The following is an 18,919-nucleotide window of genomic DNA, read 5'->3' on the forward strand; positions in this document are numbered from 1 at the left end:
AGGAGACTGTTTTCCCGCTCCTAAAAAATAAAAAAAAGGAACCCCTGGTCAGGTTCCCTTTTCAAGATGCGGGCATCCTCATTTGGTCTGAGTGAACATGCTTTGCATCATTTTATCCCTGAACATTGGCATATCCAAGGATTTAGTCACTAGAAATCTTCTTAAAATGCCGTTGGACAGCGCAACATTTATCAGGCGGTACCGGTTTTTGTAGCCTGCATAAACAGCTAAACCAACCAAGAAGATTTGAATAATTAATCGAAGCATAACAATCCCTCCTATCAATAGTGTGATACAGGATAGGATTTTTATGAGCTAAAAGTGATAATTAATGAACTTCTTCTTAATGGGCGTACGTGCGTATAACCCTGGATGGGGTAATGAGTTTGCCCACCGCTAGATCATGTACCTCTATCGGGAGTCCATCCATTAATTGAAGCTCGTATGTAAGGGCCAATGTATCTCCTCGGTAATTAGATAGGAAACGGTCATAATAGCCCCCTCCAAAGCCTAGGCGATACCCTTCCTTGTTAAAAGCAAGGCCGGGTACGATCAATGCGTCCAATTCCTCTTTGCAGGCCTTGGCTGTTTCAGCCACTGGTTCCAGCAATCCGTAATAAACAGACTCGAGCTGATTGAAGGACGAAATTTTTTTGAATTCCATTGTCTTTTTTTCGGGATCACATTTTGGTACAGCCACTACTTTTCCTTCGCTCCATGCTTGTTCGATGATCCGTACCGTTGGGACTTCAGGCGGAATGGAGATGGTGATGCCAATGGTATCAGCATTTTTCCATTCCTCCAATGCAAATAGGTTTTCAGCGATTCTGTTGGATAGTACTTCATGTTCCTCTTTAGTCAGCTCCATTAAACGGGACTTAACCTCTTGACGGAGCTTATTCTTGTTTTCTCTCATCTCTTCCGACTCCTTTAGTCTACTTCTATCATTATCTCATAATATTTGTCCATTTACGAAAATACGATGTCGGAAATCGCCGAATCATTCGTGCATTCTGGTGAAAATATTCACTAAAGGAAAGAGAGAAAAGAAGGACTTAAAGAAATGCATAAAAAAAACAACAGGAAAAATCCTGTTGCTTACTTTGTTTCACGGTGAGTCGTGCTGCGTTTTTCTCTTGAGCAGTATTTTTTAAGCTCAAGACGGTCTGGATTGTTACGTTTATTTTTTTTAGAAATATAGTTACGGTCTCCACATTCAGTGCAAGCTAATGTAATATTCACGCGCATAGTGTATTTCCCTCCAAACATATTGACATTTTCACATAGGACTTTTCTATAATATCATTATTCAATGCGAATTGCTAGTATGTTTTTCGGGAAATCCAACATAACTTTTTCGTATTCTTAATTGTTTACGTTTTGCATCGTCAGGAGGAGTTGATTATTTATAACTTTCGCTTCTTCTTTCGTTTCGGCATGAATGACCCAAGCCACAGCTTCCACACATTCTTTCGGTAAGATTTCCGTTTCTAGCGTAAACACACTGGTAACTTCCCCTTTGGCGAGCGGTGAATAAGCCAGGAGACCTTCTTTCAATGATTTGAAGCATCCTTCTTGATAAAGGCTTCCCTTACCTTGGATGCAATATTGAGAGATGCTTTTTCCTTTCACCAATCCACCCAATAAGGCAATCGATTGAGGGGCTACATGTAAGATCGCCCGTTCATTCGGGCTATAAAAAGCCACCGCCTGCCTTTCGAAAGCGTTTTCATAGTGAAAAAACACTTTTGGGCGCTTGGTCTCGAATGAGGTATTCCTGATCGTGAACTTCGAAAAGGTCACCTGCCCTTGGGTATACGTCTGTGAAAGTGTCCGGATCTCTCCATTAGGATGACTCATCATATCCTCCTCAGGATACCAATCAAAACTCTCATCCATCCATAATCCAGCCTTTAATCCCTTACGAAATAATTCCTGGTTATCCTGTGGCATATAAGCGAATAGCGAATTCATATAATCATCCCTTCCCCTTCTTTTATCTTTATATTACTTATCGTTAGGCGCTGACAGTGAAACTATCCACTTTAAATTCTGCACACCATTTTCTTATAGGATCATTGATTTTTAACAATTCAAAATATTTCGTTTTTTCGATTTATTCTATCTTTATGTTAGCACTGAATTGGCTGATGGACAATAAACACATTTTGTCGAATTTTATGTACGTTATCTCTCAAAGGTTTTTTTCCCATTTTCATGCCTAATTTTTTTTCATCAACGACGGTCACATCGCTTTTCGACAATATTTGAAAAAACAGACAATAAATAAAGTTTACTGCCTACTTCCGAAAATATAAAAATATGAAAATCCCCAATTTTTTTCGAATATGTGTAAAATATAAGTATATTGTCGAAAATTAGCTTCTGAGGTGAAAACATGGAAACACTTATCGTCCTTCTTTTTTCATTAGCGATCGTCCTTCTCATCATTTCCTTTTTCGGTAAAGATAAAGTTGCCAAATTGGAAGAAGATTTAGAACAGATGACACTAACGTATATGCAGGATATCTACCAATTAAAGAAGAAGGTGAAGGTTCTTGAAGAGGCATTCGTTATCCAGGACGCCCCTGTTCCCTCTGTACAGGATCAATCAACTGTCACTTCCAATGATATCGAACCCATACATGAGATTCTAAAAAGCCAGGTTCTATCTTTATATAGTCAAGGTCTCACTTTGGACCAGATCGCTAGACAATCCTCGTTAACGAAGGAACAAACCATTTCAGTGATCGAGCAGCAAAGATTGCGGGGTGAATGAAAATGAACAAAGCAAGACTGCAAGGTCTTTCCGCCGGCATCATTTTTACAACAACAATCTTTGCTGCCTTTTATTATGGCACCGGAAAGTTCGAAGGCACCACTCCCACTGCGGAGGAAGCTAAGGAATTGCTCGTAAAGAAGGGATTCGTCGTTACACTTCCTACCGAGGAAGCTAAAAAGACCGTCCAACCAAAGGATCCGGATAAGGTTTTAATGGAGGAGGAAGCTTCAAAAGAGGCACCTTCCATCGTTACCTATATAATTAAAGTGAAAACGAATATGACCACAGCCGAGATTGCCGATCGCCTTTCCAAGGAAAAAATCATCGATGATGCTGATGAATTTGAAGCTTACATGAATGACCGTGATTTCTCGAAAAAAATACAAATCGGCGAGTTTGTTGTTACGAATAATATGACATATAGACAATTGGCCAATACTTTGACACATTAATGAATAAGAGAGACTTTTAAATGGACTATGTCCGAGAAAAAGCCTCTCTTTTTTCAATTAGGATAGGTTCATTCATTCCTGCTGATATATCTCCCTCTTACAAGGAAATAAATATTCTCTGCGATATTCGTTGTATGGTCCGCTGTCCTTTCCAAATATCGAGCAATTAGGGAAAGCTGCGTAACCTGCTGAAGGTTTTTTTCATCTGAAAGGCGAAGGAGACTTCGAATCATTTCTCCATAAAAGCGATCAACCTCATCATCCATTTCAATGATTTCTCTTGAAAGAACAACATCTTCCTTCTCAAATGCTTCTATTGAAAGTCGAATCATCTTTAATGTAATATCATGCATCTGCTTTAATGGTGTTAAAGGCAGAATAAATGGCTGGTCACCGATTCGGATCGCCGATTTGGCGATATTCACACCAAAGTCCGCCATCCTTTCAATATCCGAGGCGATTTTTATGGCAGCAATGATACGCCTTAAATCAATCGCAACCGGCTGTTGCTTAGCAATCAGTAAAATTGCAAAGTCATTTATTTCCTCTTCCAGTAAATCAGCTATTGTATCATCATCAATAACTTCAAGAGCCTCATCTACATTATTGCTTTCCAGTGCGGCATATGATTTTGATATGGCACCTGAAGCTAAATTAGCCAACTTCACGATTTTCTCTTGCAGCTCTTTCAATTGAAGCTCGAAATTTTCACGAACGATCATTATCGCATCTCCTTTTCTCTTAACCGAAACGTCCGGTAATGTAATCTTCTGTTCTTTTATCATTCGGATTAGAGAAGATGGTATTTGTATCAGAATATTCGATGACTTCCCCATTTAAGAAGAAGGCTGTTCTATCAGAGATACGTGCTGCCTGCTGCATGTTATGGGTAACGATGATGATGCTGAAATCCTTTTTCAGTTCCTGGACCAATTCTTCTATTTTCAACGTGGATATCGGATCAAGGGCAGAAGTAGGTTCATCCATTAGAATGACATCTGGTTCGATTGCCAAACATCTGGCAATACAAAGGCGCTGTTGCTGTCCACCTGAAAGTCCATATGCATTTTCATGCAGACGGTCTTTCACTTCATCCCAAATGGCTGCCCCTTTTAAACTCTTTTCGACTATCTCATCAAGAATTTTTTTATTTTTAATTCCATGGATCTTTGGTCCATATACAACATTTTCATAAATGGATTTAGGAAAGGGATTAGGCTTTTGGAAGACCATCCCCACCTGTGTCCTTAAATCTTCCACCTTATAGGACTGATCAAGGATATTCCGGTTCCTATATTTAATCTGTCCTGTCGTTTTCACATCCGGGACTAGTTCTATCATTCGGTTCAATGTTTTAATGTAGGTGGATTTCCCACATCCTGAAGGCCCTATGATGGCCGTCACTTCATTTTGGTGCATATCCAGATTAATATTTTTCAAAGCATGGTTTTCTCCATACCATAAATTAAGATTGGATGTTTCATACACCTTTTCCGTCAAGGCAGCTGATCCGACATTATCGATTTCGATAGCCGGTGACTCTTTTTCTCTCGTTAAGGTCATATTCATGCTTCCTTCCTCCTATCAGTATCTTTTCTGGAATTTATTTCGAATTATAACCGCTATTGAATTCATGAATATTAACAGGATGAGTAAAACGATGATTCCCGCGGCAGCAACCTGCTGGAATTCCTCCTGCGGACGAGATGTCCAATTATAGATTTGCATTGGCAGCACTGTAAATGTATCCATGACCGTTTGAGGTAAAAAGGCGATGAACATTGGTATGCCAACCACCACCAATGGCGCCGTTTCACCGATTGCCCGTGACAAAGCAAGTATTCCTCCAGTTAAAATGCCAGGTATCGCAGCAGGCAGGACCACTTTCAAAATGGTTTGCCACTTTGTTGCACCCATTCCAAACGAAGCTTCCCTTAAATCACGAGGTACGGCACGTATGGCCTCCTGTGCAGAGACTATGATGACCGGGAGAACGAGTAGGCTCATGGTCAGGCCCGCTGCCAATATGGACCGGTCCAAGGCAAGAGCACGAACGAAAACCGTTAGGCCCAGTAGTCCAAATACTATTGACGGGACACCTGCCAGATTGGAAATATTCACTTTGATAAAAGTGGTGATCCAATTCTTCCTCGCATATTCCTCTAAATAAATGGCCGTTCCAACACCGAGCAGCAGGGAAACCGGGGCCACCACTACCATCAACCATATTGAACCGATCAGCGCTGCCTTTATACCAGCCTCTTCAGGTTTCCTGGAAGCGAAATTCTGAAGGAAATCCCCATTCAGACTACCAATTCCTTGAGTGAATATCCGATAAAATAAGATGGCCAATACGAGGAGGCCAACCAATGTTGCCAAGAAGAATAATCCTTTACAAATCGTGTTAACAGCAAGCCTAGCAGGCATTTTTTTTGCAACATGACTTTTGTTTATCAGTTTCATGACTTAATATTCCTCCCTGAACTTGCGAGAGATGAACTGCGCCAGTAAATTCATGATAAGCGTAAAGACGAACAGTGTCATTCCAACCGCATATATGCTGTAGTAAATCGTTGTCCCATACCCTGCATCCCCCGAACTGACCTGAACGATATAAGCGGTCATCGTTTGAATCGATGAAGTGACATCCATGCTCATATTTGGGGTCGAGCCACCGGCAACACTCACAATCATGGTTTCCCCGATCGCTCTGGATAAAGCAAGAACGATGGATGCCACAATTCCAGAAATGGCGGCTGGCAATACCACTTTAATTGTCGTTTCAAGTTTCGTTGCTCCTAAAGCATACGCACCTTCGCGAATCGACTTCGGCACTGATACTAGGGCATCTTCCGATAAAGAAGCTATCATCGGCATGATCATGATACCTACAACGATTCCAGGACTCAGTGCATTGAACATGTCAAGGGAAGGAAATAAATCCCGCAAAACCGGTGTTACAAAAGTTAAGGCAAAAAAGCCATAAACGATAGTAGGAATCCCAGCTAATACTTCTAAAATCGGCTTGATGATTCTCCGTGTTTTCTCTGATGCATATTCACTCAAGAAAATGGCTGTTGCAAGTCCTACTGGAACTGCAACCACCGCTGCTATGACTGTTACCTTCAACGTTCCAACAATAAGGGGCATAATCCCATAGGAAGGTGCAGATGCAAATGGCAGCCATTTAGCTTCCGTAAAAAATTCGACGATGGATACTCTGTCAAAAAAGATGAATGTTTCAAATATAAGGGTCAGGATGATCCCGATTGTAGTAAAAACGGAAATTGCCGCCGTAAAGAACAAAAGCTTAGGCATGACTTTTTCCATATTGATTTTTTTCTTACTTTTCTTTTCCAGAATCATTTGCTGTACAGAATAGGTTTCTGTTTTTCTAAGTTCCAACTTGCATCCTCCATTTCAGACACGCAATATTTGGATTTACAAGCTGTTACCCCCGCCTTAATCGAGTCAAGGCGGGATTTCAATAGCCTGTAATATCGTTTATTTTTCCAATTCTTTTAATTTATCAAGATCTTTCTGGTACTCTTCTTCCGGCAGGCTGATATAACCCACTTCTTCTGCAAGCTCTCCTGCATTTTCAATGACGAATTGAGTATAATCTGCAACTTGTTCTTTTTCAGCTACCGACTTATTAGCTACATATGTGTAAAGTGGACGTGACAATGGTGCATACTCCCCACTTTTAATCGTTTCATGCGTTGGCTCTACAGCACCTTTGCCGTTATCGATGGAAATGATCTTTAACTTATCTTTATTTTCAGAGTAGTAGGCATAACCGAAGAATCCAATCGCATTTTTATCACCTTCTACACCTTGTACAAGAACGTTATCGTCTTCTGAAAGCGTAGCATTTTCCACCATTGGTTTTTCTTCAAGGATCACTTCATTGAAATAATCATATGTTCCTGAATCTGTTCCCGGAGAGTAGAATTTAATTTCTTCGTTCGGCCATTCAGGACGTATATCAGACCATTTCTTCACCTTTCCATTATCAATCCACAGTTTTTGAAGTTCTTCAACTGTTAGTGAATCGATGAAATCATTATCTTTATTGGCAACGATTGAAATACCGTCAAATGCCAGTTTCAATTCTGTATATTCAACACCCTTTTCATCAAGTAAGGCACTTTCTTCTTCTTTCACCGGGCGGGATGCATTGGCTAGGTCCGTATCACCAGCGATGAATTTCTTGAATCCCCCACCTGTTCCTGACGCTCCCACTGAAACCTTCACATCAGGCTGTGTAGCCATATATTCTTCCGCAACTGCCTCCATGATCGGAAAGACCGTTGAAGAACCATCCGTAATAACTTCTCCCTTGAGTTGATCTGAAGCCGCTTCATTTCCTTTACCGCTGTTTGAAGTATCATTAGATCCACATCCAGCTGCCACTGCGATTACTCCACCCATTACTGCGGTCATAGCCATAAATTTGAAACGTCTCATTTGTAAATCCCCCTAAGAATTTTATATGAATATTTTGTCCTACTCTCACATCATACTTTCAGACTGTAAATTCCGTTTAAAGCATTTGTAAATATTCAGTAAATAATTGTGTGCTTATTGTAAAGATGAAAGAACTGTGCTGATTCCTTTCTTAAAATGCAAAAAAACACGTTTCCGGTTTTACCCAAAAACGTGTTTTTTAACCTTTTATTATTCATTTTCCTGGCTTTTTCTAACTTCAGCCTGGTCCTTTTGAACGTCTTTACCATTCTCCACCTTCAAATCGGTCGAGGTTTCGGTATTTTCCTTCTTAGCCCGTTCTTTTTTCAGTTCGAAATAAGTATCCATGATTTCTTCACCTATTTCTTTACTCATGCTATGGCCCGAATGTCCTTGATATGCCCACGGCACAACGACCGCAAAAGCGACCTCAGGATTTTTAGCTGGGGCATAACCAACAAGCGTAATGTTCATCGTTTCTTGGGGCTCGCTATAATTCATCCGGTTCGGGCCGTCATAGAATGCTTCCGCCGTCCCGGTTTTAGCTGCCACTGTATACGATTTATTCCCAAAGTAGGTATAGGCCGTTCCGCCTTGTTCCATCGCAACTTTCTCAAAACCGTTCTGAACACGTTCAACCCATTCTTCCTTCATATCAAGACGATTAAGGACAGTCGGTGAAACGTCTTCGGCAACAGGTCCCAATTCCTCATTATTATCAACCGGATCGCGGATTTCCTTAACCATATGCGGCTTCATGCGGTTACCGCCATTCGCAATCGCTGAAACATATTGCACGAGCTGCATCGGTGTGTACGTATCATACTGTCCGATAGCAAGGTCAAGCAGCTTACCTGGAGATACTTCGGAACCTTTGAATCCGCTCATTTCATTCGGAAGATCAATTCCCGTGCGAACACCCAAGCCAAACTGGGCAAATGAATTCCTCATGGTTGAAAACGCGCCTGAACTAATGTTCAAAGGTTCATTTGGCACATAATGCGCACCTGCAATATTAATGGCCGTTCTGAACATATAAACGTTAGAAGATACTTTCAATGCGGTCAAATCATTTATGTTCCCGAAGTCACTGTATGAACCTTTGGGCGGTGTACCTTTGATTCTCAATTTCGTATCGTAAAAGTACGTACCAGGCTGGATCGCACCTTGCTGATAACCGGTTAAAACGGTAGCGCCTTTAACCGCAGAACCCATCGTATAGGAAGTGGTGATATTTCCTAATGCGAAGTCCTCAATGGAGGATTTCCCCGTTTTTGGGTCCTTCTCATATTTCTTGCCAGCCATCGTCAACACTTCCCCTGTATCGGGATCCATCATGACGACAAAGGCCCTGTCCAAGAATTTGGTGTTACCCATTTTTTTCTTGGCAATCAATTGCTTCTCAATGATTTCCTCAGTAGCAAGCTGTAAATCCATATCAACTGTCAAAATAAGATCTTTTCCCCGTGAACCTTCAGAAATCACTTCAGAATCGACGACATTTCCTGATTTATCGGTCACATTCCTTACTTTCGCTTTCTGCCCTTGAAGGATATCTTCGTATTGCGCCTCAATATAACTCTTACCTACACGGTCATTCCGGCTGTAATCACGTGCGAGGTAGTAGTCCAGGCTTTCGCTAGGCAACCCTTCTTCAGATGAAGAAACTTTACCCAATACAGATTTAAGTGTTTTATTATATGTATAAAAACGATCCCAATCTGTAGATATATCGACCCCTGGGAGCGAATCAAGGTTTTCACTCACCTTGGCGAATTCTTCTTTTGTTACTTCCTTGTTTTTCACAATTTGCGGGGTAAGGGCATATCCGCTTGCAAATTCCCTATAGATGGCAAGAACTTCAAGATCCTTTTCCGAAAGCTTTGTTTCTTTTTCAGTAATCCGATCAAGCTGAAGCTTATACAAATCACTTTCTTCCATCTCGCCCTCTTCCACTTTTTTCCGCTCTTTATCGGTAATCTTTTTCTCGGCCAGCTTTGGATTCTTCAAAATCCAAAAATCCTTTTTATCGCGTTCAGTCACTTTGTCCGTTTCCTTTTCGATCAACTTCGCGAGTTTCTCAGCCGTTTCCACCATTTCTGTTTGTTTCGTACCTTGCTTTCGTGTATATGTAATTGCATCCAGTGGTTGGTTATCGACCATAAGTTTTAAATTACGGTCATACATTTTCCCACGGGGCACCGAATTATTCACGGTCACTTCCTCTGTTCTTTCAATCTCACGCCGGTAATCATCACCATAAACAATCTGTACAACACCCAAGCGTAAAATTAAAGCGGAAAACAAAACAAACACTAAAAAGAAAAGAATATTCAATCTGAAAGGCACATGCGTCTTTTTCTTTTTCTTTTTATTCACACTAAGCCACACATCCTTTTTACATAGTCATAATAGATCCTATACTATTCTATAGAACATTTGTCTTTTTTTCTACCTTAGTGTTCTAGAAATATTAAACATCTAACGAACTTTACATAAAAAGTGACTTACGGCTCATAAATCCTACAACCGTAAGTCATGTATATTGAAAAGAGGCCTCTAAGGCCTCTTTTCAATCTTGGTCAATGATATCGATTTTCCGTACAAACCAATATATCACGGTATGCCCTGCCCCGACGATCAACAGATAAATCGGCAGTAATTGCTTTAGGTCGAATAACATGACGGAAAGTATGAATCCCGATATGGATACAATCCTTCCAATATGAACGAACAATTCCCGGACAACGATATATTCAATCCTCATTTCAGCTGCTTTCCAAGCCCGGCCTATAATATCATAGGTCAGTGATATATATGGGACCAAAAGAATAGGATAAGCGGTTGCGACAATTGCCCCATAAATGAGAAGCTTCCCGAATGTGACATCAAATGCAATCAATAAGACCCCAGCATACAACAGGATTCCTCCAATAAGAATCGCCTTTTTGCGCATCGGCTGTTTTATATATCGTGAAGCAAAAAAATACGCAACGAATGATATGGCCGAATTTAACAGACCATAGCTCCCTAAGGCAAGTTCACTATCCGTCTGAATGAAAACGGTAATCGAAATGATGAACATGAATGTGCCCTCTCGTATCCCTTGAAAAAAGTGAGCACGAGTGATCAAGAGCCAATTCCGATTATTTTTCCGTTCCTGCAATATCCTAAAGAAGCAGTACCTGCCATGAGCCGGACGTCTTTTTAACGAAAAGCTAAGAAAAACCGCAACGGAAAACAATAGCAAAGACAGCCCGAATACAATGGAATATCCCGTGAATTTCTCAAGCCTCGAAATGATGAACCCTGAAAGAATCGGACCGACCATTCCCCCAATGGATGATAAAATCCCTAAAAACCCATTGAAGAAATCCCTGGTTTCCGGTTCAGTTATTTCAAAAGTCAAGACATTATAGGCAAGCCAATAAAACCCATAACCGATTCCTAACAGTCCACCAAGCAACCAAAGGAAATCCGTTGCCCGTGTGCCGACCAATAGGACCGATAAATAAAACAGGGCCAAAAAGATAACACCCAGACGCAAAACAATGATTCGGTCAACCTTTTTCGCGAGCCTGCCGGCAAAGACAAAAGTAAGCGGTTGAAAAAGCACCACGGTTAGATTATATACGGCAATATCAACAATTTGACCGGATTGTTTCCACAAGTACACATTAACGAATGTATTGGATAAAGCAATACTTAGGCTGTACAGCCCGCCAATAAACAAAAGGAGGTGCAAATCCTTCTTCCCGCCCGCTTCACCCAACCATCTCTCTAAAATACCCATTGTTTTAACTCTCCTTTAAATTCCACTCTAGTGTTTGAAAAAACAAAAGAATTTATGTAAAAAAAGGTAAAGAAAACTCTTCGATTGGCGAGCCAGGATGGCGATGACAGAGAAGCAGTTGCACTTATACTGTTTTCCTTAAAATCTTTTCCCATTAAAACAAGAACAGTATAAAGAAAACTCTTCGACTGGCGAGCCAGGATGGCGAAGACAGAGAAGTAGTTGCACTTATACTGTTTTCCTTAAAAGCTCTCTCAAAATAAAAAATTAAGAACAGTATAAAGAAAACTCTTCGATTGGCGAGCCAGGATGGCGATGACAGAGAAGCAGTTGCACTTATACTGTTTTCCTTAAAATCTTTTCCCATTAAAACAAGAACAGTATAAAGAAAACTCTTCGATTGGCGAGCCAGGATGGCGATGACAGAGAAGTAGTTGCCCTTATACTGTTTTCCTTAAAAGCTCTCTCAAAATAAAAAATTAAGAACAGTATAAAGAAAACTCTTCGACTGGCGAGCCAGGATGGCGATGACAGAGAAGCAGTTGCCCTTATACTGTTTTCCTTAAAGCCCTTCCCTTTAAATCAAGAACAGTGTAAAGAAAACTCTTCGATTGGCGAGCCAGGATGGCGAAGACAGAGAAGCAGTTGCACTTATACTGTTTTCCTTAAAAGCTCTCTCAAAATAAAAAATTAAGAACAGTATAAAGAAAACTCTTCGACTGGCGAGCCAGGATGGCGATGACAGAGAAGCAGTTGCCCTTATACTGTTTTCCTTAAAATCTTTTCCCATTAAAACAAGAACAGTATAAAGAAAACTCTTCGACTGGCGAGCCAGGATGGCGAAGACAGAGAAGTAGTTGCCCTTATACTGTTTTCCTTAAAGTCCTTCCTTTTAAAATTAAGAACAGTATAAAGAAAACTCTTCGACTGGGAGACGAAGGGGATGTTCATGAATTTGGGGTGTTCACTCGTGAATTCGGACTTTTACTCGTGTATTTCGAGTTTTCACTCATGAATTGGGGTGTTTACTCGTCAATCGATGCTTTTATTCGTGAATTTCGGGCTTTTACTCTGGAATTGGAGTGTTATTCGTGAATTTCGGGCTTTTACTCGTGAATTTCGGGCTTTTACTCGTGAGTTTTGGGCATTTACTCGTGAGTTTTGAGCTTTTACTCGTGAATTTGATGATATTACTCGTGAATTTGTGCGTTTCTCTTAAATTCGCAGCTTTTACTCCGTGAATTTCTTTCATCGAAACAAGCAATACGAGTTCCCTTTATTTGTTTTTCTTTCATATTCCCGTTCGGATAAAAGAAACAAAAAAAGACGGGTTTCCCTGAAAAGGGAATTCCCGTCTTTTGTTAGTTGATTAAAATTATTTTGCAGCGCTGTAACGTTTTGCAACTTCATCCCAGTTTACAACATTCCAGAAAGAATTGATGTATTCAGGACGGCGGTTTTGGTAGTTTAAGTAGTAAGCATGCTCCCAAACGTCCAATCCAAGTAGCGGTGTTTTACCTTCTGATAATGGATTGTCTTGGTTAGGTGTACTTGTTACTTCCAACTCGCCATTGTTGACTGCAAGCCAAGCCCAGCCAGATCCAAAACGAGTAGTAGCCGCTTTAGCGAACTCTTCTTTAAAGCTGTCAAAGCTTCCGAATTTTGAAGTGATGGCATCCGCTAATTCACCAGTTGGTTGTCCGCCGCCGTTAGGTGAAAGGATTTCCCAGAATAAAGTGTGGTTAGCGTGTCCGCCACCATTGTTGCGTACAGCTGTACGAACAGCTTCAGGTACTGCGTCAAGGTTAGCGACGATTTCTTCTACGCTTTTGCTTAGAAGTTCTTGGTTGCCTTCAAGCGCATTGTTCAGGTTTGTCACATATGTGTTGTGATGTTTAGTGTGGTGAATGTTCATTGTTTCTTTGTCGATGTGTGGTTCTAATGCATCATATGCATACGGTAATTGTGGAAGTTCAAAAGCCATAATAAAATTCCTCCCTATGTAAGCTGTTTTTTTGAGGGCTTCAGTTCTCGAAAGATACCTAAAGCTCGCTAGCAATAGAGTATCAAATTTTTGTAACCGTTTCAAACCATATGCCTCAATTTTTCATTTTTCGATTATTTTTCCTATGAGAATACCACGAATATAAAATATCCTATCATCAGAAGCTGAATGATGCCTTTTGTGATTACGCTGCTTATAAAGCCTACAACGGAACCTAGGCCGATTTTGGAAGCAGTTACAGGGTCTTGTTTATGTACCAGGATCTCTGCCAGGAATGCCCCGATGAATGGACCTATCAGAATTCCGACGAATGGAATCACGAATGGTCCGATCAGGAGCCCAATCGTACTGCCCCATATCCCCGCTTTCGTGCCGCCATACTTTTTGACCCCGACCATGTTGGCAATATAATCGGCTGCGAATAAAAGGATGACGAATAAAATTTGGACCGTCCAGAAAAACCAGCCAAAAGGTTCAAAAGAATAAAAAAGTCCATATAACAATATTCCGCCAAAAATGAACAAAACACTTGGGATGATTGGAAAAATCAGACCGACAAATCCCATTATGAACATGAGGGTGATTATTATCCAAAATAGTGTGTCCATATCTCTAAAGCCCCTTTCTCATTTAATTTATAATTTGATTTATCTCTCCATAATTACCTCATTACTGTTGTTTGAAACCAATGAAGCTGAATACAGGTTGTTTTATTTTTCCCATATAGTTAAAATTGGTTAGGAATCTTATAAAGATAGGTGCTGAAAACATTGAACATATTCAAACAACTTTGGGTTAGCATATTTTCCCCTAAAGATATCGCTTCCTTTCAAAACCAAGGTATCGGGAAAACGATTTTATACGTTTTCTTTATAAGTCTCATCGCCTTTCTCCCTTCAGCTTATTATTTCGGTACAATGATAGTTGACGGGATAGATGCCATGCACGAAACAGTATCCGAAGACTTACCGGCATTTGAAATCAAAAATGGCACGTTGACGACTGAAGAAGATGAGCCATTTAGCCTGAATAAAAACGGATATCAAATTTTTGTGGATGGCACGGGAGCCTTGACCCCGGAAAAGGTAGCTGCAGAAGCTGATGAGGCTGTCGCACTTTTGAAGTCTGATCTGGTTTTCGTATCAGGAGGCAATGTGCAATCCTCTCCTTATTCAGTTCTGGAGGGAGATAATCAGGAAATTTCCACTTGGCTTGATTCAGTTGAATCTGTGCTGCCGATCATCATTCCATTGCTTCTACTCATATTATACCTGTTTACTGCTAGCGGAATCTTCATTAAAGTGACAATCATTGCTACTTTTGGTCTTTTTTTCAAAAATGCTCTTGGCCGTCCACTTTCCTACAGGCATCTTTGGAGAATTAGTGCATACAGCATAACTCTTGCCACCATATTCTTCACCATCATGGATGCTTTTCAAGCAATTGTACCATTCGCTTCCATCATTAGCTGGTTTGTTACATTAATGATGTTATATTTATCCATTAAAGAAACATCAGCCAATAAGATGGGAAATTGAAGTTAAATAAGATCCGGACCCACCTCGGTGCGGATCTTTTTGCTTTTGCACAAAACAGGGCAATCCTTGCCTTTCCCTCATATGACTACAGTCATCATTTTTTATATCTACTTAATTCGACAAAATACTCACCAAGTTATTACTATACTTATGATTGAATTAGTATTTAAGAGGTGATAGACGTGAAGGAGAGTCATATTGATGTACAGTGGTTGTTACTCATATTGGAGGCAAAAAAGAGTGGTCTGACCCAAAAGGAAATTCGCTCCTTTCTCAGCAATCATTCAAATAATAAGGATGTTACTGAACTGAAATAGACAATTTGAATGGCCACTCTCACATTCCATTTGAAAAATCGCCCATTTTTAGGCATATTTTTTGCCCCCTCCAAGTATAGATGAATTAAAGACAAGCTTGGGAGGATGGAAAATTGAAACGGCTACTGCTTTTTATCTCATTCTGTTTCACTTTATTTATTATTTATTTTGATTTGACTACGGGTACCCTGCCGGCTTCCCATCCACCTGCCCCTACTGGCGAACCGGCCGTGCCAGCCAGCCAGCCTGCATCCGCACCATCTGCCGCTTATAAAGAAATCACCATGCAACCTGGGGATACCTTGCTCTCCATCGTTGAAAAGGGAAAAGGCGAATCCAATCACCCAATCGAAACGATCATCTCTGACTTTCAAAGTTTGAATGAAGGATTGAAGCCCGAAAATATGCAGATTGGCAAAACTTATAAAATTCCCGTTTATAAATAACTTTCAAATGGGGATTTGTGCCTTCACAAACACACTAAAGGGGATTTCCAAGCACCAAATATATCCTGAAATAGGAAATGTCACTTATTGAAAAAAGATTATGCGTCCTATTTCCTTGTCAAGCGGTATGTAGATTGATACAATATTTCAGAGAAACAAATTAAAAATCAAAACTGATTTTTTCCTAAAGGAGAGAATTCCACTTGAGTGAAATCATACATCGCACCAAAACGCGGCCAATTAAAGTCGGAAACTTAACGATTGGCGGCAATAATGAAGTTATCGTACAAAGCATGACAACGACCAAAACACATGATGTTGAAGCAACGGTTGCAGAAATCCTTCGTCTTGAAGAAGCGGGATGTCAAATCGTACGCGTCGCCTGTCCGGATGAAAGGGCAGCTGACGCAATCTCTGAGATAAAAAAACGGATTAACATCCCTCTTGTAGTCGATATTCATTTCGATTACAAGCTTGCTCTGAAGGCAATCGAAGGTGGAGCGGATAAAATCAGGATAAACCCTGGTAATATCGGACGCCGTGAAAAGGTGGAAGCAGTCGTGAAAGCTGCGAAGGCTAAAGGAATACCAATCCGCATCGGCGTCAATGCTGGTTCTCTAGAGAAGAAAATCCTCGAGAAATATGGCTACCCGACTGCTGATGGAATGGTGGAAAGTGCTTTACACCATATCAAGATCCTAGAAGATCTGGATTTTCATGATATTATCGTTTCGATGAAAGCTTCCGATGTTAATTTAGCAATCGAGGCATATGAAAAAGCTTCAAAAGCATTCGATTATCCTTTACATCTTGGAATCACGGAATCAGGTACACTGTTCTCCGGAACCGTAAAAAGCGCTGCCGGACTAGGTGCCATCCTAAGTCAGGGTATCGGAAGCACGATTCGTGTTTCCTTAAGTGCCGATCCCGTCGAAGAGGTGAAGGTGGCAAGGGAGCTTCTAAAAGTATTCGGCCTAGCTTCCAACATGGCCACTTTAATTTCCTGCCCAACTTGCGGTCGAATCGAGATTGATTTGATTTCCATCGCCAATGAAGTTGAAGAGTACATCCAGACGGTTAAAGCACCAATCAAGGTATCAGTGCTTGGTTGTGCGGTAAATGGCCCTGGAGAAGCCCGTGAGGCTGATATCGGCATAGCCGGCGCCCGCGGTGAAGGTTTACTGTTTAGAAAAGGACAAATCGTACGTAAAGTGCCTGAAGAGACGATGGTCGAGGAACTGAAAAAGGAAATTGACAAAATCGCTGAAGAGTACTATGAAAAACAAAGAGCCGAAGCTGCTGCTGCAGCTTTACTAAATAAATAAAACAAAAAATCCCGAATTTTCATTATCGGGATTTTTTGTTTTTTATCATTTGAAAAACCCTTTGATGTAAATGACATCAAAGGGTTAATGATGCTAAAAGAACGGCGCGATAAATATGCCAACGATGATGGAGACAGCACCTATGCCGATGGCCCAAGTACCCAGGTTCGATCCCCGGCTTCTGGCCACTATTCCTACAATGATACCCACAATCCCTAAAAGGAAAGGCATCATGAATAACGATAAAATGGAGATGATCAATGCTATGACACCAATCGCTTTTCCTCTTGATGCCACTCCCCCTAAACCATTATCCTCTGCAGGCTCATCATTTTTATATGACCTGATACGCTGAGGCGGTGTTGAAATCTCGGCAGACGTTTCTTCCTGATACCGGTTATCCAAATTGGTTATGGTCCCACGGCTCTCATATCGTCTGTCATCTTCAGGTGTATCTTCATTATAATACCGCTCATGATGCTGATCATCCACAACGGATGGTTCACTGCCCTCTTTTGCCAATTGCATTTCATCGTCAATACTGGAGTATTGATCTTTTTCCATTCGTGCATCCCTCACTTTCGTTTGTGAAGCATTTATAGTGTATGTAGAAATCGCAGGAACCCATCGTGAAAATGGTTTCATGTCTTGGAAATAAATACGGGTTTTTACCAAAGCTATGATGGGATATGTTACACTATTACAAGTATTGAAAATGAGGAGAGATTCATCATGAAAAAACGTTTTGGCATCGATATAGACGGGACTGTCACAAGACCAGATTCCATGGTTCCCTTTTTAAATAAAGCATTTCAACTGAATTTAGCTTATGAAGACATAACCGAATATGACTTATTGCCTTTCGTGAATGTTCCAAAAGAAGATTTCACTAAATGGTTCATCGAGACCGAGCCGCTCATCTATTCCGAATCATTATTGGCTGAGGGTGCGAAAGATGTATTGGAAAAATGGACAGAACAAGCCAACCTTTATTTCATCAGTGCCAGGAGCTCCCGTTTATTGGATGTAACGAAGAATTGGTTCACGAGTAATCAAGTCCTATATGATCATATAGAGCTTGTAGGTTCACATGATAAGATTGCTGCAGCCAAAAAATTCGAAGTCGATCTCTTTTTGGAGGACAAGCACGATAATGCAGTGGCGATTTCAGAAGAATGTAAAATACCCGTGATTTTATTTAATACCCCTTACAACCAAGATCCCGTGCCTGAAAGGGTGATTCGGGTCAACAATTGGCAAGAAGCCTCTGCCTGGGTGAATCAATGGATGTCAGGGGAACCGGCAACTATAAAATGAGACAAGAAAAAACCATTGACTTGAGTCAATGGTTTTTATGCTTCCAAAGATACGGTACATGCAGGACAGCGTCCGTAAATTTCAAATTTATGCCCCGAAACATCGTAGTCCTTCAAGCTTTCCTGAAGTTCCTGCATCGGGCACAATTCAATTTCTTTCGTTTTTCCACAGTTCAAACAGATGAAGTGGTGATGGTGGGAAGAATGACCGCATGTAAAACGAAAACGCTTTTCCCCTTCCAACTCGGTCGCTTCAAAGATGCCCAGTTCGACAAATAATGAAAGATTTCTGTAAATCGTATCGAAGCTTAAACCTGGATAATCCTGTTTCATATTCTCCAATACATCTTTGGCCGTTAAATATTTATCGCTGGAAGAGAAAAGCTGAAGCATTTCTTCCCTCTTTCCTGTATGCTTAAAACCTTTATCTTTTAAAAGTTGCATGGCAGTAGTTACGTTCAAAATACATCACCCC

General features: G+C 40.7%; 23 protein-coding genes. 8 read left to right on the top strand and 15 right to left on the bottom strand.

Annotated features, from left to right (window positions below; genetic code table 11):
• Nucleotides 1–78: 78 nt before the first annotated feature.
• From MHB45_RS14700 to MHB45_RS14715, 4 genes are all read right to left on the bottom strand, one after another.
• Entirely contained in the window at nt 79–267 is a 189-nt protein-coding gene (locus tag MHB45_RS14700) for a hypothetical protein (RefSeq protein WP_034308414.1), read from the bottom strand.
• Nucleotides 268–343: 76 nt separating this feature from the next.
• A complete protein-coding gene (locus tag MHB45_RS14705; RefSeq protein ID WP_048682150.1) occupies nt 344–916 on the bottom strand; it encodes a 5-formyltetrahydrofolate cyclo-ligase in 573 nt (190 codons plus the stop codon).
• Nucleotides 917–1,098: 182 nt separating this feature from the next.
• Complete coding sequence (gene rpmG, locus MHB45_RS14710; protein WP_028391797.1) at nt 1,099–1,248, bottom strand: 50S ribosomal protein L33; 150 nt, start codon at nt 1,246–1,248, stop codon at nt 1,099–1,101.
• Between the two features lie 117 nt (nt 1,249–1,365).
• Entirely contained in the window at nt 1,366–1,974 is a 609-nt protein-coding gene (locus MHB45_RS14715; protein ID WP_034308418.1) for a hypothetical protein, read from the bottom strand.
• A gap of 424 nt (nt 1,975–2,398) precedes the next feature.
• Between MHB45_RS14715 and MHB45_RS14720 the strand changes: the two genes are divergently transcribed.
• A complete protein-coding gene (locus tag MHB45_RS14720; protein WP_048682145.1) occupies nt 2,399–2,779 on the top strand; it encodes a hypothetical protein in 381 nt (126 codons plus the stop codon).
• A gap of 2 nt (nt 2,780–2,781) precedes the next feature.
• Nucleotides 2,782–3,234: an endolytic transglycosylase MltG gene (locus MHB45_RS14725; RefSeq protein ID WP_048682142.1), complete on the top strand. Its 453-nt coding sequence runs from the start codon at nt 2,782–2,784 to the stop codon at nt 3,232–3,234.
• Between the two features lie 68 nt (nt 3,235–3,302).
• Here MHB45_RS14725 and phoU read toward each other — a convergent pair whose 3' ends face one another.
• The 7 genes from phoU to MHB45_RS14760 all read right to left on the bottom strand — a co-directional run bounded on the left by phoU (nt 3,303) and on the right by MHB45_RS14760 (nt 11,497).
• A complete protein-coding gene (phoU, locus tag MHB45_RS14730) occupies nt 3,303–3,956 on the bottom strand; it encodes a phosphate signaling complex protein PhoU (RefSeq protein ID WP_048682139.1) in 654 nt (217 codons plus the stop codon).
• A 19-nt stretch (nt 3,957–3,975) separates the two neighbouring features.
• The gene (gene pstB / locus MHB45_RS14735; protein ID WP_048682195.1) at nt 3,976–4,797 is read right to left on the bottom strand and encodes a phosphate ABC transporter ATP-binding protein PstB; all 822 of its coding nucleotides are present in this window, start codon (nt 4,795–4,797) and stop codon (nt 3,976–3,978) included.
• A 21-nt stretch (nt 4,798–4,818) separates the two neighbouring features.
• Entirely contained in the window at nt 4,819–5,697 is an 879-nt protein-coding gene (gene pstA, locus MHB45_RS14740) for a phosphate ABC transporter permease PstA (RefSeq protein WP_048682136.1), read from the bottom strand.
• 3 nt (nt 5,698–5,700) lie between these two features.
• Nucleotides 5,701–6,600 carry a phosphate ABC transporter permease subunit PstC gene (gene pstC / locus MHB45_RS14745; RefSeq protein ID WP_048682191.1) on the bottom strand — a complete coding sequence of 300 codons (900 nt, stop codon included), beginning with the start codon at nt 6,598–6,600 and terminating at the stop codon, nt 5,701–5,703.
• 138 nt (nt 6,601–6,738) lie between these two features.
• Nucleotides 6,739–7,704, bottom strand: coding sequence for a PstS family phosphate ABC transporter substrate-binding protein (locus MHB45_RS14750; protein ID WP_034308431.1), 966 nt, complete (start codon nt 7,702–7,704; stop codon nt 6,739–6,741).
• A gap of 210 nt (nt 7,705–7,914) precedes the next feature.
• A complete protein-coding gene (locus tag MHB45_RS14755) occupies nt 7,915–10,083 on the bottom strand; it encodes a peptidoglycan D,D-transpeptidase FtsI family protein (protein ID WP_048682132.1) in 2,169 nt (722 codons plus the stop codon).
• A gap of 193 nt (nt 10,084–10,276) precedes the next feature.
• On the bottom strand, nt 10,277–11,497 hold the full coding sequence (locus MHB45_RS14760) for an MFS transporter (RefSeq protein ID WP_048682129.1): 1,221 nt from the start codon (nt 11,495–11,497) through the stop codon (nt 10,277–10,279).
• A 1,091-nt stretch (nt 11,498–12,588) separates the two neighbouring features.
• On the opposite strand from MHB45_RS14760, the gene MHB45_RS14765 reads away from it, so the two are divergent.
• Nucleotides 12,589–12,738, top strand: a complete 150-nt coding sequence (locus tag MHB45_RS14765; RefSeq protein WP_161802084.1) for a hypothetical protein — start codon at nt 12,589–12,591, stop codon at nt 12,736–12,738.
• Nucleotides 12,739–12,872: 134 nt separating this feature from the next.
• Here MHB45_RS14765 and sodA read toward each other — a convergent pair whose 3' ends face one another.
• Both sodA and MHB45_RS14775 read right to left on the bottom strand, forming a co-directional pair.
• Entirely contained in the window at nt 12,873–13,481 is a 609-nt protein-coding gene (gene sodA / locus MHB45_RS14770; RefSeq protein WP_034308436.1) for a superoxide dismutase SodA, read from the bottom strand.
• A gap of 143 nt (nt 13,482–13,624) precedes the next feature.
• Complete coding sequence (locus MHB45_RS14775) at nt 13,625–14,110, bottom strand: DUF456 domain-containing protein (RefSeq protein WP_072273227.1); 486 nt, start codon at nt 14,108–14,110, stop codon at nt 13,625–13,627.
• Nucleotides 14,111–14,272: 162 nt separating this feature from the next.
• On the opposite strand from MHB45_RS14775, the gene MHB45_RS14780 reads away from it, so the two are divergent.
• From MHB45_RS14780 to ispG, 4 genes are all read left to right on the top strand, one after another.
• Nucleotides 14,273–15,040: a DUF1189 domain-containing protein gene (locus MHB45_RS14780; protein ID WP_072273228.1), complete on the top strand. Its 768-nt coding sequence runs from the start codon at nt 14,273–14,275 to the stop codon at nt 15,038–15,040.
• Nucleotides 15,041–15,222: 182 nt separating this feature from the next.
• On the top strand, nt 15,223–15,357 hold the full coding sequence (locus MHB45_RS14785) for an anti-repressor SinI family protein (RefSeq protein WP_253349608.1): 135 nt from the start codon (nt 15,223–15,225) through the stop codon (nt 15,355–15,357).
• Between the two features lie 113 nt (nt 15,358–15,470).
• Nucleotides 15,471–15,803, top strand: coding sequence for a hypothetical protein (locus MHB45_RS14790; protein ID WP_048677989.1), 333 nt, complete (start codon nt 15,471–15,473; stop codon nt 15,801–15,803).
• Between the two features lie 212 nt (nt 15,804–16,015).
• Entirely contained in the window at nt 16,016–17,128 is a 1,113-nt protein-coding gene (ispG, locus tag MHB45_RS14795) for a flavodoxin-dependent (E)-4-hydroxy-3-methylbut-2-enyl-diphosphate synthase (protein ID WP_187050875.1), read from the top strand.
• A gap of 93 nt (nt 17,129–17,221) precedes the next feature.
• On the opposite strand, the gene MHB45_RS14800 is transcribed toward ispG, so the two are convergent.
• Nucleotides 17,222–17,692: a hypothetical protein gene (locus MHB45_RS14800; protein ID WP_063594173.1), complete on the bottom strand. Its 471-nt coding sequence runs from the start codon at nt 17,690–17,692 to the stop codon at nt 17,222–17,224.
• A 168-nt stretch (nt 17,693–17,860) separates the two neighbouring features.
• Here MHB45_RS14800 and MHB45_RS14805 point away from each other — a divergent pair, with 168 nt between their 5' ends.
• Nucleotides 17,861–18,445: a 5' nucleotidase, NT5C type gene (locus MHB45_RS14805; RefSeq protein ID WP_034308447.1), complete on the top strand. Its 585-nt coding sequence runs from the start codon at nt 17,861–17,863 to the stop codon at nt 18,443–18,445.
• Nucleotides 18,446–18,480: 35 nt separating this feature from the next.
• Here the strand turns inward: MHB45_RS14805 and MHB45_RS14810 are convergent, their stop codons facing one another.
• Nucleotides 18,481–18,906: a Fur family transcriptional regulator gene (locus MHB45_RS14810; RefSeq protein WP_072273229.1), complete on the bottom strand. Its 426-nt coding sequence runs from the start codon at nt 18,904–18,906 to the stop codon at nt 18,481–18,483.
• Nucleotides 18,907–18,919 lie beyond the last annotated feature (13 nt).

This window comes from Peribacillus sp. FSL K6-5616 (genome assembly GCF_038008245.1).
GTDB classification, from domain to species: Bacteria; Bacillota; Bacilli; order Bacillales; family DSM-1321; genus Peribacillus; species Peribacillus frigoritolerans.